15 protein-coding genes are annotated in these 11,997 nt (G+C 64.2%); 8 read left to right on the top strand and 7 right to left on the bottom strand.

The features are described from left to right. Positions 1–25: 25 nt before the first annotated feature. The 3 genes from RX331_RS31355 to RX331_RS31345 all read right to left on the bottom strand — a co-directional run bounded on the left by RX331_RS31355 (position 26) and on the right by RX331_RS31345 (position 1,454). Positions 26–718 (bottom strand): glutathione S-transferase family protein, encoded by a 693-nt coding sequence (locus tag RX331_RS31355; RefSeq protein WP_317253460.1) that lies wholly within the window; start codon positions 716–718, stop codon positions 26–28. 3 nt (positions 719–721) lie between these two features. After that, positions 722–1,111 (bottom strand): RidA family protein, encoded by a 390-nt coding sequence (locus RX331_RS31350; RefSeq protein WP_317253459.1) that lies wholly within the window; start codon positions 1,109–1,111, stop codon positions 722–724. A gap of 151 nt (positions 1,112–1,262) precedes the next feature. Continuing rightward, on the bottom strand, positions 1,263–1,454 hold the full coding sequence (locus RX331_RS31345) for a hypothetical protein (protein ID WP_317253458.1): 192 nt from the start codon (positions 1,452–1,454) through the stop codon (positions 1,263–1,265). A gap of 45 nt (positions 1,455–1,499) precedes the next feature. Between RX331_RS31345 and RX331_RS31340 the strand changes: the two genes are divergently transcribed. Beyond that, the gene (locus RX331_RS31340) at positions 1,500–1,940 is read left to right on the top strand and encodes a hypothetical protein (protein WP_283029716.1); all 441 of its coding nucleotides are present in this window, start codon (positions 1,500–1,502) and stop codon (positions 1,938–1,940) included. Positions 1,941–2,028: 88 nt separating this feature from the next. Then, the gene (locus tag RX331_RS31335) at positions 2,029–2,574 is read left to right on the top strand and encodes a phosphohydrolase (RefSeq protein WP_317253457.1); all 546 of its coding nucleotides are present in this window, start codon (positions 2,029–2,031) and stop codon (positions 2,572–2,574) included. Positions 2,575–2,577: 3 nt separating this feature from the next. Here RX331_RS31335 and RX331_RS31330 read toward each other — a convergent pair whose 3' ends face one another. After that, complete coding sequence (locus tag RX331_RS31330) at positions 2,578–3,081, bottom strand: DUF1993 domain-containing protein (RefSeq protein ID WP_317253456.1); 504 nt, start codon at positions 3,079–3,081, stop codon at positions 2,578–2,580. Between the two features lie 266 nt (positions 3,082–3,347). Further along, positions 3,348–4,691: a lytic murein transglycosylase gene (locus RX331_RS31325; protein ID WP_317253455.1), complete on the bottom strand. Its 1,344-nt coding sequence runs from the start codon at positions 4,689–4,691 to the stop codon at positions 3,348–3,350. Between the two features lie 304 nt (positions 4,692–4,995). Here RX331_RS31325 and RX331_RS31320 point away from each other — a divergent pair, with 304 nt between their 5' ends. The 5 genes from RX331_RS31320 (at position 4,996) to RX331_RS31300 (ending at position 9,881) form a co-directional block, all read left to right on the top strand. Then, on the top strand, positions 4,996–5,868 hold the full coding sequence (locus tag RX331_RS31320) for a xanthine dehydrogenase family protein subunit M (RefSeq protein WP_317253454.1): 873 nt from the start codon (positions 4,996–4,998) through the stop codon (positions 5,866–5,868). Between the two features lie 4 nt (positions 5,869–5,872). Beyond that, the gene (locus tag RX331_RS31315) at positions 5,873–6,349 is read left to right on the top strand and encodes a (2Fe-2S)-binding protein (protein WP_317253453.1); all 477 of its coding nucleotides are present in this window, start codon (positions 5,873–5,875) and stop codon (positions 6,347–6,349) included. Positions 6,350–6,365: 16 nt separating this feature from the next. Then, positions 6,366–8,639 (top strand): xanthine dehydrogenase family protein molybdopterin-binding subunit, encoded by a 2,274-nt coding sequence (locus RX331_RS31310; RefSeq protein ID WP_317253452.1) that lies wholly within the window; start codon positions 6,366–6,368, stop codon positions 8,637–8,639. Positions 8,640–8,854: 215 nt separating this feature from the next. Then, positions 8,855–9,427: a DinB family protein gene (locus RX331_RS31305; RefSeq protein ID WP_317253451.1), complete on the top strand. Its 573-nt coding sequence runs from the start codon at positions 8,855–8,857 to the stop codon at positions 9,425–9,427. Between the two features lie 40 nt (positions 9,428–9,467). Next, positions 9,468–9,881 (top strand): VOC family protein, encoded by a 414-nt coding sequence (locus RX331_RS31300; protein WP_317253450.1) that lies wholly within the window; start codon positions 9,468–9,470, stop codon positions 9,879–9,881. A 137-nt stretch (positions 9,882–10,018) separates the two neighbouring features. Here RX331_RS31300 and RX331_RS31295 read toward each other — a convergent pair whose 3' ends face one another. After that, positions 10,019–10,300, bottom strand: a complete 282-nt coding sequence (locus RX331_RS31295; RefSeq protein WP_317253449.1) for a hypothetical protein — start codon at positions 10,298–10,300, stop codon at positions 10,019–10,021. Positions 10,301–10,700: 400 nt separating this feature from the next. Between RX331_RS31295 and RX331_RS31290 the strand changes: the two genes are divergently transcribed. Further along, on the top strand, positions 10,701–10,919 hold the full coding sequence (locus RX331_RS31290) for a hypothetical protein (RefSeq protein WP_317253448.1): 219 nt from the start codon (positions 10,701–10,703) through the stop codon (positions 10,917–10,919). Positions 10,920–10,977: 58 nt separating this feature from the next. Here the strand turns inward: RX331_RS31290 and RX331_RS31285 are convergent, their stop codons facing one another. Beyond that, a complete protein-coding gene (locus RX331_RS31285) occupies positions 10,978–11,226 on the bottom strand; it encodes a hypothetical protein (protein ID WP_317253447.1) in 249 nt (82 codons plus the stop codon). Positions 11,227–11,997: the final 771 nt, after the last annotated feature.

Genomic DNA, 11,997 nt, shown 5'->3' with positions numbered 1-11,997 from the left:
ATGCCAGAACGATCCGGTGCGATCTTCAGCGGCTGACCGCCGCATGGATGGCTTCGCAATGGCGCACCAGGTTAGGGTGGGCCGTGACGAACGCTTTCAGCGGCGTCGGGATCGGGAAGAAATGGATGTTGGCGATGAAGCCGTAGATGCCGGCATCGATGCTGGTCGGCTCATTGCCATGCATGTAGCCGTCTGCCGGGACCAGATCGGCGAGCACCTGCAAATCGGCCAGCCCGCGCGCATAGGCCTGATCGGGCGTATAACGCCCGATGCCCTGGAAATGATAGCGCTGCGCGTTGTAGTCCCTGGCCTTGTTCATGCCGGCTGCGTCGATCTGCGAATGCTGCGCCATGAACCCGTCGCGAAATGCCGGGAAATAACGCTCGTCCTTCCAGCGCGAATACGACATGACCCAGTAGAGGTCATCAAGCATCCGCGTGACGAGGAGGTTGGTGATGCGCTGCGCCGGTGTCAGGGCGGCATCGATGGTCAGGCGATATTTGCTGACGAGATGGGAGATGATAGTCTCGCTGTCGCCGATCGTCTCATCGTCATCGACGACATAAGGCAATTGCCCGCGCGGCGCCGACGAGGCGTCGAAGATATGCTCATGGACGAACGGAACGCCGGCGAGCTTGAGGAAGGCATAAACCTTCAGTCCGTAGCCGTTATTGTCGGCGACGCCGAACAGCTCGGGGTAGGAGTAGAGCGTCAGCATCGATCACCTTCTGGAAATCTGCGCCACGCATTCGATCTCGATCAGCATTTTGGGGTCTGGCAACGCCTGCACCACGCAGGTGGTGCGGGCCGGGTAGGGCGCCGGCCCGAATGCGGAGGCATACAACATATTCATCGTGGCGACGTCGGAGGCGCGGGTCAGCAGCACGTTGACCTTGACGAGATCGCCGAATGTCGCGCCCGCCTCGTCGAGGATGCGCTTGATGTTTGCGACGACGAAGCCGAACTGCGCCTCAAAACCGTCGGCCAGCGCGCCCTTGTCGTCAAAGCCCGGAATGCCCGAGATGAACAGCAAGTCGCCGACACGTGCCGCGAAGGAGAGCGGCGGAGACTTGATGTCGGCGGGCGGCGCAAAGTGCTGGATCTCTGGCATGGGACACCTTTGGTGGCGCGATTGGTTCCCTTGAGCCTAACGCGCCGCTGCCTCGCTGGAAAGGCAGCGGCGCTGCGCCAGCGACCCGCCGATAGCTCTGGGTAAGGTGCGATGCGAAACGATCGCGAAGCGGAAATTGCCGCGCGAATGACTAGCGCAAGATGATGGCGGTAAAGGTAATGCAGTTCACAGGCGCGCTGATTTTCATGCGTTCATGTGGAGATTTTTCGCCAGCAGGCGGCAGAATTTGATGAAATTGTGTCATGCCTGCCGTAGCGCGACCCCAGATGCGGTCATCAATCGCTTTTCCCCTATCGCTGATGGGGTACAATCGCCCGGTCACGACTCAATCGGCGCCGCAGGCTGCCAATCCCTGGAGAAGATATCCATGAAGATGCCATCCGCCCTCCGTGCCGCCGTGCTCGCGCTTGCGGCCTTTGCGGGCGTCAGCCTGTCCTCCGCCGCGCAGGCCGATGAAGGTTTTGTGCAGCTCACGATCTACAAGGCGGGGTGGGTGATCGGCGGCTCCGGCGGCAGCGGCGTTCTGGATTTCCACGGCCGGCGCTATGCGCTTTCGACCGGCGGCCTCGACTATGGCTTTGTATTCGGCGGTTCGAAGACGATTTTGCGCGGCCGCGTCAGCAACATCTGGCGCCCCTCCGATGTCGCCGGCGTCTACGGCGCCGCTGGCGCGGGGCTTGCCGTTGGCCGCGGTGCGCGCGCCATCGTGCTGACGAACCAGAAGGGGGCAGTGCTAGAATTGACCGGGCACCAGGTCGGATTGATGGCGAACGCGGATTTGTCAGGTCTCGCCATTACGATGCGGTAGGTCCCTCGACGTCATTGCGAGCGAAGCGAAGCTTGCTTCGTCGCTTCGCTCCTCGCAATGACGCCGCTTACCCGGTGAGCGCCTCGCAATGACCCGCGAAGATCTGATCGCGGCCTATACCGCCGCCGGCCGCCACTACCACAACCTCGCGCATATCGAGGACTGCGTCGCCGCGCTCGCGCGCATCGACGATCTTTCGGCGCGCGAGCGCGAAATCCTGTCCGAGGCGATCTGGTGGCACGACGTCGTCTACGACGCGACGCGCGCGGACAATGAAGAGCGCAGCGCCGAGCTTGCCGAGCAGCATGTCCGCGCTGACATCGCCGAAGAGGTCGGCCGCCTGATCCGCCTGACCAAAACGCACGACGTGAAGTCCGGCGACCGTCTCGGCGCGATCCTGATCTCGATCGACCTCAGCATTCTGGGCGCCGAGCCCGCGCGCTACGACGCCTATGCCGCCGCGATCCGGCAGGAGTTCATCCACGTGCCGGAGGCCGACTATCGCGCCGGCCGCGCCAGGGTGCTCGGCCATTTCGCGGCGAAGCCGGTGATCTTCCCCGATGCTGCCTTCGCCGCGAAATACGACCAGAAGGCGCGCGCCAACCTCGCGCGCGAGCTGGCGTCGCTGCGCTGAGAGTCACTTCACCCCGAGAAAATCCCGCTTGCCGATCTCGACGCCATTATGGCGCAGGATGCCGTGCGCGGTGGCGGCGTGGAAATAGAAATTCGGAAACGCGAAACCGGTGAGATACTGCTGGCCCTTCAGCGTCATGGTGTTGCCCGGGCCGATCGGGAAGGTGACATCCCGCGTATCGCCGCCGTCGAACTGCGCCGGCTTGAACGACTTCACATAATCGGTCGCTTTCGCGATCCGCTGCTGCAATTCCCCAAAACTCTTTTCGGTGTCCGGCGTCTGTGGCACCTCGCTGCCGGTGAGCCGCGCGCAAGTCTTCATCGCGAAGTCGCAGACCGTCTGCACTTGCCGCGTCAGCGGATACATGTCCGGGTAAAGCCGCGCATTGAGCAGCACCTCGGGCTGGATGTTCTTCCCCTTGCAATGCGCTTCGGCCTTCGTGAGCAGGCCGGAAAGGCTGCCGAGGATCTGCAGGAAGGCGGGCACGGAGGCGTCGTGGAAGGACATGTGATGCTCTTTTTCTTGATGTGGAATATCGCCCCGCAAGGATGAGGCGTTGTTCGAGATGGGGCGGCGAGCGGAAAATTCAACACTTGCGACGTGGCGAAATGCCTCAAGCACATGAGCTGCCCAACCTCGCCCCGCGTGCGGGGAGAGGTCGGATCGCGAAGCGATCCGGGTGAGGGGGTACAGGTATGTCGACGAGTTGCGTCCGCGGAGGAGGCCCCTCACCCCGACCCTCTCCCCGCGAAGAGCGGGGAGAGGGAGAAGAGCTACCGCGCTGCCGGCATCACCATCCCGGCGGGTTGCGCCTGCGCGCTCGGCCCGCGCATCCGCGCCAGCAATTCCGCCGTCGGCCAGGAATCCGCCGGCAGGCCATACTTGATCTGCATCGCCTTCACCGCCGTGCGGCTGAGCTGCCCCATCACGCCGTCGATCTTGCCGACATTGAAGCCGGCGCGCACCAGGTGCTGTTGCAGCTCCTTCAGCTCGTGGAGCGGCAATTGCGCGACCGGCACGGCCGGTTGCCGCATCGGCGCAGCGCCGGCGATGCGGCTGGCGAGATAGGCGGCGGTGGTCGAATAGATCAGCGAGTTGTTCCACTCCGTGTAAACAGCGAAATTCGCATAGGCCAGAAACGCCGGTCCGGTGCGGCCCATCGGCAGCAGCAGCGAGGCCGGCAGGTCGTCGTTCGGCAGCGGCCGCCCGTCGGGATAGGTGACGCCTAGCTGCGCGAATTTTGCGCGCGACAGCTTGATCGTCAGATCCGCCTGCTCCCACGGAAAGTTTTGCGGCGCGCGCACTTCCTGCAGCCACGGCTCGCCGCGCCGCCATTTCAATCCGGTGGCGATGTAGTTCGCGGTCGAGCCGATCACGTCGGGCGCGCTGCGCAAGAGGTTGCGATGGCCGTCGCCGTCATAGTCCACCGCATAGGTGAAATAATGCGTCGGCAAGAATTGCGTTTGCCCGAGCTCGCCGGCCCATGCGCCAATCATCTCGCTTGCCGTGAGGTCGCCGCGGTCGATGATTTTCAGCGCCGCGATGGTTTCCTTGCTGAACATCTCGGAGCGGCGGCAGTCATAGGCCAGCGACACCAGCGAGCGCAGCGTGGACAGATTGCCGAGCTCGGCGCCAAAGCTGCTTTCCAGGCCCCAGAACGCGGCGATCACCGCCGGCGGCACGCCATATTCCTTCTCGGCGCGGGCGAACGCCGCTGCGTGCATCTTGATGCGCGCCTGTGCGTTCCTGGCCGCGCCGTCGGAGGCGCGGTTGCGCGCGAATTCGGTGAACACCTGGCCGAACACGCGCTGGCCGCGGTCGCGGTTGACGATGCTCTGGTCGTAGACGAGGTAGGGCGCGGCCTCGCCGAGCGTGCGCTGCGATACGCCCTCGGCGACCGCCTGCTGTTTCAGGTCAGTCAGGAATCGGTCGAACGACATGCCGTTGTGACAGGAGGCCCCCCGCGGTGCGCGCGGGGCGGCGGCCGGTTGGCCGGGTGCCGGTGCAACCGCAGGCCTCGGCGCAGGACGGGTTGGGGCGGGGACCGGCTGGGCGATGGCGAGCGAGGAAAGGAACAGCGATGCCGTGGCAGCAACGAGGAATCTGAGAAGCGGCATCCATGTCCCCGGTGAAAGGAATCGTAGGGTAGGCAAAGCGAAGCGTGCCCACCATTTTCGGCAACTCGGCCAGTTCAATCAAGATGGTGGGCTCGCTTCGCTCAGCCCATCCTACGGCGCCATCTCGGAGCAATCCCCCGCGCAAGCCCCGCCGCACGCATAGGAGCTTACCGTAACAACCTGATCTCGCAGGCTGTTCCAACCGCCTCCCGCCGTGTAGGCTCAGGCCCGCACTGCCGGGCCAATAAATATAAGGCCATCGCCCATAGGGGCGGGCAGACAAAAGGGAGATGGCGGAAAGACCATGACGGAACTCCGATACCTCGCGCCGGCAACGCTTGACGAAGCGGTTGGCGCCTTTGCCAAGGCCGGCAGCGCCGCGCGCATCCTGGCCGGCGGCACCGATCTTCTGGTGCAGATGCGCTCCGGCATCCTGAAGCCCGGCGTCATTGTGGACATCAAGAAGATCCCGGAAATGACCGCGATCGAACAGACCGCCGACGGCGGCTTTCGGGTCGGCGCCGCCGTCTCCGGCATGGCGCTCGCGGAACACAAAACGTTCGGCAAGGTCTGGCCCGGCGTGCTCGAGGCGGTCAACCTGATCGGCTCCAAGCAGGTGCAGGGCAGGGCCTCTGCCGGCGGCAATCTCTGCAACGGCTCGCCCGCCGGCGACAGCGTGCCCGCGATGGTCGCGGCCGGCGCCGTCGTCACCGTCCAGGGCCCGGATGGCCGCCGTGAGTTGAAGGTGGAGGATGTGCCGGCCGGTCCGGGCCGCACCAATCTCAAGCACGGTGAGATCCTGGTCAGCTTCAAGCTGCCGCCACGCCCGCCGGGTTCGAGCGATGCTTACCTGCGCATGATCCCGCGCACCGAAATGGATATCGCCGTTGTCGGCTGCGGCGTCGGCCTCACCATGAAGGATGGCACGGTAACCGCGGCCCGCGTCGGTCTCGGCGCGGTGGCCCCCACCGTGCTCTTGGTTGAAGACGCTGCGAAGGCATTGATCGGCTCCAAGCTCGACGACGCCGCGCTGGCGAAGGCCGCCGCTGCATGCTCCGCCGCCTGCCGCCCGATCGACGACAAGCGCGGCACCATCGCCTACCGCACCAAAGTGGCCGGCGTGCTGCTCAAGCGCACCGCCGCCATCGCCGCCCAACGCGCTCAAGGGAAGCAATAGCTCAATGGCCAAAGTTCACGTCACCACCACGATCAACGGCGAGCCGATGGAATTCCTCTGCGAGCCCAACGACACCATGCTCGACGCGCTGCGCGGGCCGCTGGCCCTGACCGGCTCCAAGGAAGGTTGCGCCTCCGGCGACTGCGGCGCCTGCTCGATCACGCTCGACGACCGTCTGGTCTGCTCCTGCCTGATGCTCGCGGTCGAATCCGAAGGGCATCATATCCGCACCATCGAGGGCATGGCGCAGGGCGACAAGCTGCATCCGCTGCAGCAGAAATTCCTGGAGATGGCCGCGCTTCAGTGCGGCATCTGCACCTCTGGCATGCTGGTCGCCTCCGACGCGCTGCTGAAGAAAAATCCAGACCCGACCGAGGAAGAGGTCCGCTTCTGGCTCGCCGGCAACCTCTGCCGGTGCACCGGCTACGACAAGATCGTCCGCGCGGTGATGGAAACCGCGGCTGAAATGCGCGCCCAATAGGAACTGGAGCAGCCCAATGAATCTCGTCACCAACAACAAATGGATCGGCCAGCGCACCATCAGGCCCGACGGCATGGACAAGGTCACCGGCCGCGCCCAGTTCGCCGCCGATACCACCATGCCCGGCATGATCTGGGGCAAGGTGCTGCGCAGCCCGCATCCGCATGCGCGCATCCGCTCGATCGATACTTCGAAGGCCGAGAAGCTGCCCGGCGTGAAAGCCGTCGTCACCGCGAAGGACATCGTCGATTTCCCGATCGAGAATGGCGCCGTGATGCTCGGCATCCAGGACATGCGCTGGATGTGCCGCAACGTGATGGCGCGCGACAAGGCGCTGTTCCCCGGCCACCCCGTGGCGGCGGTGGCCGCGACCACGGAAGCGATCGCGGCCGAAGCCTGCAAGCTGATCGAGGTCGATTACGAGGTGCTGCCCTGGTCGATCGAGATCGACGACGCGATCAAGCCCGACGCGCCCATCCTGCACGAGTTCAACAAGTTCGACGGCAAGCCCTCCAACATCGCAGGGCGTCTCGAGCACAAGAAGGGCGACATCGCCGAAGGCTTCAAGAAGGCCGATGTTGTCATCGAACGCACCTTCACCACGCGCCCGGTGCACCAGGGCTATATCGAGCCGCATGCCTGCCTGATCTCGGTGGCGCCTGACGGCAAGACCACGATCTGGAGCTCCAGCCAGGGCCAGTTCATGGTCCGCGCGATGACGTCGATGCTATCAGGCATCCCGCAGAGCGACATCCGCGCCATCCCCGCCGAAATCGGCGGCGGCTTTGGCGGCAAGACCATCGTCTATCTCGAACCGCTCGCGACGCTGCTGGCGAAGAAATCCGGCCGGCCGGTGAAGATGGTGATGACGCGTGAGGAGGTGATGCGCGCGACCGGCCCCACTTCGGGCTCGAAGAGCACGGTGAAGATCGGCGCCACCAATGACGGCAAGATCGTCGCCGCGCACGGCACCTTCTACCTGCAGGCCGGCGCCTTCCCGGGCTCGCCGATCCGCGGCGCGGCGGGCTGCAGCTTCACGCCCTACGACATCCCGAACCTGCTCTCGGAAGGCTTTGACGTCTGCTCCAACCGCTCCAAGGTCGCGGCCTATCGTGCGCCGGGGGCGCCGATCGGCGCCTACGCGGTCGAATGCGTGATCGACGAGGTTGCCGAAGCGCTGAAGATGGACCCGCTCGACTTCCGCCTGAAGAACGCGGCGAAGGAAGGCACGAAGGCGGCGCACGGTCCGGTGTTCCCGCGCATCGGTTATGTCGAGACCGTGGAAGCTGCGAAGAACTCGCCGCATTACGCCGCGCCGCTCGGCGACGGTAACGGCAAGCTCCGCGGGCGAGGCGTCGCTAGCGGCTTCTGGTTCAACGCTGGCGGCGAATCTTCCGCGCAGGTCAACATCACCGAGGACGGCAACGTCGTCGTCACCACGGGGCATCCCGATATCGGCGGGTCGCGCGCCGGCATCGCCAACATCTGCGCCGAGCTGCTCGGCATCGATTATCGCCGCGTCTCCGTCATCATCGGCGACACGCAGACCGTCGGCTTCTCCAACCTCACCGGCGGCAGCCGCGTGCTGTTCGCCTCCTCGATGGTGGTGACGCAGTCGACCGAAAAGATCATCCAGACGCTGCGCGAGCGCGCGGCAAAAATCTGGGAGATCGATCCGGAAGCGGTGAAGTGGGAGCAGGGCGCCGCGCATCCGGTCAGCCCGAACGCCGGCCAGTTCGAGCCGCTGACGCTGAAAGAGCTCGCTGACAAGGCGCCGGCGATGGGTGGCCCGATCGGCGCCGGCGTGCAGCTCAACACCGCGGGCGCCGACGGCGGCTTCGGCACCCATGTCTGCGACGTCGAGGTCGATGTCGACCTCGGCATAGCGCGGGTGATCCGCTACACCGCCGTGCAGGATGTCGGCCGCGCCATTCACCCGGGCTATGTCGAGGGCCAGCTCCAGGGCGGCGTCGCCCAGGGCATCGGCTGGGCGCTGAACGAGGAATACATCTACACCAGGGAAGGCAAGGTCGATAACCCCGGCTTCCTCGACTACCGCATGCCCGTCTGCTCGGATCTGCCGATGCTCGATTGCATCATGGTCGAGATCCCGAACCCGAAACACCCGCAAGGCGTCAAGGGCGTCGGCGAAGTGCCGCTGGTGCCGGTGATGGCGGCGGTCGCCAACGCGATCTACAACGCGCTCGGCAAGCGGTTCTATGCATTGCCGATGTCGCCGCCAAAGGTGCTGGAGAAGCTCGGCGAGCCGACGCGTCAGGCGGCGGAATAAGAGGCGAGATGCGTAGGATGGGTGGAGCGCAGCGAAACCCATCAATTTTCGCCAACCGGATGAATTGATGGGTATCGCTTCGCTCCACCCATCCTACGCACTGCGCTCCTCGCAATGACGGCGAAGCGCATGCGTAGCGCGGATGAGCGGAGCGATATCCGGGGCTATTCACTATCGATCCCGCGTATCGCGGCGCTCATGCGGGCTACAGGCTGATGCCAATGAACGGTGTGCTTCCCTTCCGCGCCATGGCCTACAACAACGCCTGGGCCAACCACCGTCTGCTCACCGCGTGTCTTAAGCTGTCACAGGATGAAATCACCGCGAAGCGAACCGGCTTCTTTCCGAGCCTGCGCGCCACGCTCAACCACATCCTGATCATCGACCAGTTCTACGTCGACGCGATGGAAGGCGGCACGCTCGGCCCCGCCGCCTGGGCGGACCAAGAGCCGTGTGCGACCGTTGCCGCGCTGAAGGAAGCGCAGGCTGCCGTCGACCGCCGCTTGCTCGCGATCGTCGAAGCGCTCGACGGCGACGGACTGCAGCGCATCGTCTCCGTGCATCGCGGCACCTCGATCCAGCGCGAGCGGATGGATCGCCTGCTGCTGCACCTGTTCCAGCATCAGGTGCATCATCGCGGCCAGGCCCACTGCATGCTGAGCGCCACCTCAGTGAGCCCGCCGCAGCTTGACGAGTTCTTCGCGGTGGGCGAGGCGCCGTTGCGGGCGGCGGAGTTTGCGGAGCTGGGTTGGACGGAGGAGAGGATTTGGGGCGAGCAAACATGCTAGCTTCGGACGTCCAGTCTGCGGGCTGCACATAAAGGCGATCATGGCCCACCAAAACGCGCCGAATACTTCCCCCTTCCAGTCCATCCGTGCCGTCGATTACACCGTCATCTTCGTGCGCGACATGGCGGCGATGCGCCGCTTCTATGAGGGCGTGCTGTGCTTTCCGCTGACGCGGGAATTGTCGGCGGGCTGGATCGAGTATCAGATCGGCGGCAACACGCTCGCGCTGGCGCGGCCGAGCCGGACGGCGAAGGATGCCCCGGTGCCAAAGGGGAGTGCGTCGCTGCAGCTTGCGTTCAGGGTTGGCGTCGAGGATGTCGACCGCTGCGCCGACGAGCTAACGCGGCATGGTGTCGATCTGCTGGAGCCGCCGGCCAACCAGCCGTTCGGGCATCGCACGCTGTTCTTCAGGGATCCCGATGGCAATCTGCTGGAGGTGTATGCGGAAATTTGATGTCGCCGTGTGGTCCGTAGCTAGGATGAGCGAAGCGATACCCGGGGTCTAAGCTTCCACATCTGGCGGAGCCAGACGTCTCACTTTCCCGCATGTCGCTGGCTTATGCGGGCTACGGCGTCGCGATAGCTATGACCCTAGTTCAGCGTTTGCCACGCCAGCTGGACGTCGCTGTGGCAAGTGTTGCAATGGGCCGGCTGGTTGAAGGTATTGGCGAGCTGCCATTCCTGCGCTTCATTGCTCCATTGCGCGGTGGCATGGCAGAGGATGTCGTCGGAACCGCAGGCGGAGCAGACTGGCGTCGCGCGGGCGGCGCGGGGCGCCACCTTCAAATCGGGCGGTTGCGCGGGCGTCCGCTCCGGCGCAAGCCGGTCCTGGATGATCTCGAATGGGTTCATCAGCTTGACGCGTCGCAGCATTGGCCTGCATCCATTTTCGTGCGAGTCGAGATTCGCTTCTTTCAAACTAGCGAATCAGCCCGGCCGTTCCATTGCTAAATTGCGCAATCCCCGAGAATTAACTTTGTCATTTCGAAGAAGATTCGCGCAAGCCGGCGGCGCAAAAAGCAGCGAGGTGTTGACGTATCGCAACACCTTTGGGGAGGCGCGGCGTACGCTTCGATGGACTTCCGCAAAACTACGGAGTGCCCTTGTTGCCTCCATTCATCCGGCGCTTCACTTCGCGCTTCCCTCGGCAATTCACTTGGCGAACACTTCCCGCGCTGGCGTCTCTGGTGCCGCTGCTGCTCGGCGCCACCAGCCTTGCCGCGCAGGCGCTCGCTGCGGAGCAGCGGCGCGCCAAGGCGATGCTGGAAGAGATGTGCGGCGGTGTCACGCGGTCGGCGCCACCGGCCGGAGCTCGAACCCGCTGGCCCCGGCATTCCGCAGCTTCGACGAAAAACTTTACGATACCGACATGGTGCAGCGGCTGCAGGATGGGCTGACCACCATCCATACGGAAATGCCGACCTTCCGCTTCAAGCATGATGACGCCGCTGCGGCGGTGAATTACCTGCAATCCATTCAGCGCCACCACTGAGGCCATTGCGGCAATGCGAAACCGCCCGGCATCGCTGCCGGGCCGCTCCATTAACCGACTAATACTTTTTCTTGGTCGTCGCCGCTCCGGTCGTCTGCTGGCCTGGCGCACTTTCCGAATGGCCCTTGGCGGTCTTCTTCTGGTGCCCCGGCGCGTATTCCGACGCGCCCGGCGCGGTCGAAGTCTTGCTTTTCTGCATCTTGTGTCCCGGCGCGTACTCCGAGGAGCCCGGAGACTTCGTGCCGCCCTGGGCAAAGGCGGCGGTCGTCAGCAGCACGGTTGAAACCGTCAACAATGTCTTCAGCATGGGTCACTCCTATTCAGGTGGCCATGCAACGCGGTGCCCGCGGCTGATGTTCCGCTTTTTCCCGATGCTCGCGCGACGTAATGTCGATGAACAGCCCTTCATCTTCAGCCTCCGCCTTGAGGAGGCGCACCTGATGTGACCTCGCGCCAGACTGCCCGGACGGGGCAGATCACTTCCGATTGTCAGAAATTGCCGTCAAGTCAAAAATTGCTGAAAATCAGAAATATTCCGCTTCCGTTTTCACCCAAATCAGCGGCATATTCCGCCCGTCTCACCGCGAAATGAGGGGCGTTGGCCATCGTCACTGACGCGCGGCGGGATGCGATGGACGCAGAGGCCGTAACTGACGAGTGTGGCTGATGCGTACGGTGAAGTCGTGTGGTTCTGGCGCCGTGGTGCTGGCGTTAAGCCCTCAAGGTGCGAAAGTATCTGGAGGGCGACGGAGGCAAAAGAGCCGTTCTCCGGGAAGAGTACGAAGTAAGCCGTAAAGCCATTGCGCAGGGAAGGCCGGGATGCTTCCGCCGAACCTGTATGCTCGTGTGCAGCTTTTGCTAATGCGCATAATGGCACACGAGACCGCGGGTGCGGCGCGCACCCGGTCTTCCCTGCGCCCTCTGACTTTCAGGTGGGCGAAAGCTGATGCAAACCTCGGGCAATTCATGCCGCGAGATCGCCGCCTCATATTCAGTCGTCATCCCCGCGAAGGCGGGGATCCAGTAATTCGAGACGCCAGTGATTGAACCGATGAGCCGCGGCGTACTGGATCCCCGC

Source organism: Bradyrhizobium sp. BWA-3-5, from assembly GCF_032917985.1.
GTDB lineage: Bacteria > Pseudomonadota > Alphaproteobacteria > Rhizobiales > Xanthobacteraceae > Bradyrhizobium.
The sequence above is the reverse complement of the archived record's forward strand: the minus strand, read 5'-3'. Positions and strand labels throughout refer to the sequence as shown.

Excerpts from the sequence above, each read along its gene's own strand:
- RX331_RS31315 (WP_317253453.1), top strand. The coding sequence starts at position 5,873 with ATGGCCAAAGTTCACGTCACCACCACGATCAACGGCGAGCCGATGGAA.
- RX331_RS31330 (WP_317253456.1), bottom strand. The coding sequence starts at position 3,081 with ATGTCCTTCCACGACGCCTCCGTGCCCGCCTTCCTGCAGATCCTCGGC.
- RX331_RS31305 (WP_317253451.1), top strand. The coding sequence starts at position 8,855 with ATGCCAATGAACGGTGTGCTTCCCTTCCGCGCCATGGCCTACAACAAC.
- RX331_RS31310 (WP_317253452.1), top strand. The coding sequence starts at position 6,366 with ATGAATCTCGTCACCAACAACAAATGGATCGGCCAGCGCACCATCAGG.
- RX331_RS31335 (WP_317253457.1), top strand. The coding sequence starts at position 2,029 with ATGACCCGCGAAGATCTGATCGCGGCCTATACCGCCGCCGGCCGCCAC.
- RX331_RS31320 (WP_317253454.1), top strand. The coding sequence starts at position 4,996 with ATGACGGAACTCCGATACCTCGCGCCGGCAACGCTTGACGAAGCGGTT.
- RX331_RS31300 (WP_317253450.1), top strand. The coding sequence starts at position 9,468 with ATGGCCCACCAAAACGCGCCGAATACTTCCCCCTTCCAGTCCATCCGT.
- RX331_RS31325 (WP_317253455.1), bottom strand. The coding sequence starts at position 4,691 with ATGCCGCTTCTCAGATTCCTCGTTGCTGCCACGGCATCGCTGTTCCTT.
- RX331_RS31285 (WP_317253447.1), bottom strand. The coding sequence starts at position 11,226 with ATGCTGAAGACATTGTTGACGGTTTCAACCGTGCTGCTGACGACCGCC.
- RX331_RS31350 (WP_317253459.1), bottom strand. The coding sequence starts at position 1,111 with ATGCCAGAGATCCAGCACTTTGCGCCGCCCGCCGACATCAAGTCTCCG.
- RX331_RS31340 (WP_283029716.1), top strand. The coding sequence starts at position 1,500 with ATGAAGATGCCATCCGCCCTCCGTGCCGCCGTGCTCGCGCTTGCGGCC.
- RX331_RS31355 (WP_317253460.1), bottom strand. The coding sequence starts at position 718 with ATGCTGACGCTCTACTCCTACCCCGAGCTGTTCGGCGTCGCCGACAAT.
- RX331_RS31295 (WP_317253449.1), bottom strand. The coding sequence starts at position 10,300 with ATGCTGCGACGCGTCAAGCTGATGAACCCATTCGAGATCATCCAGGAC.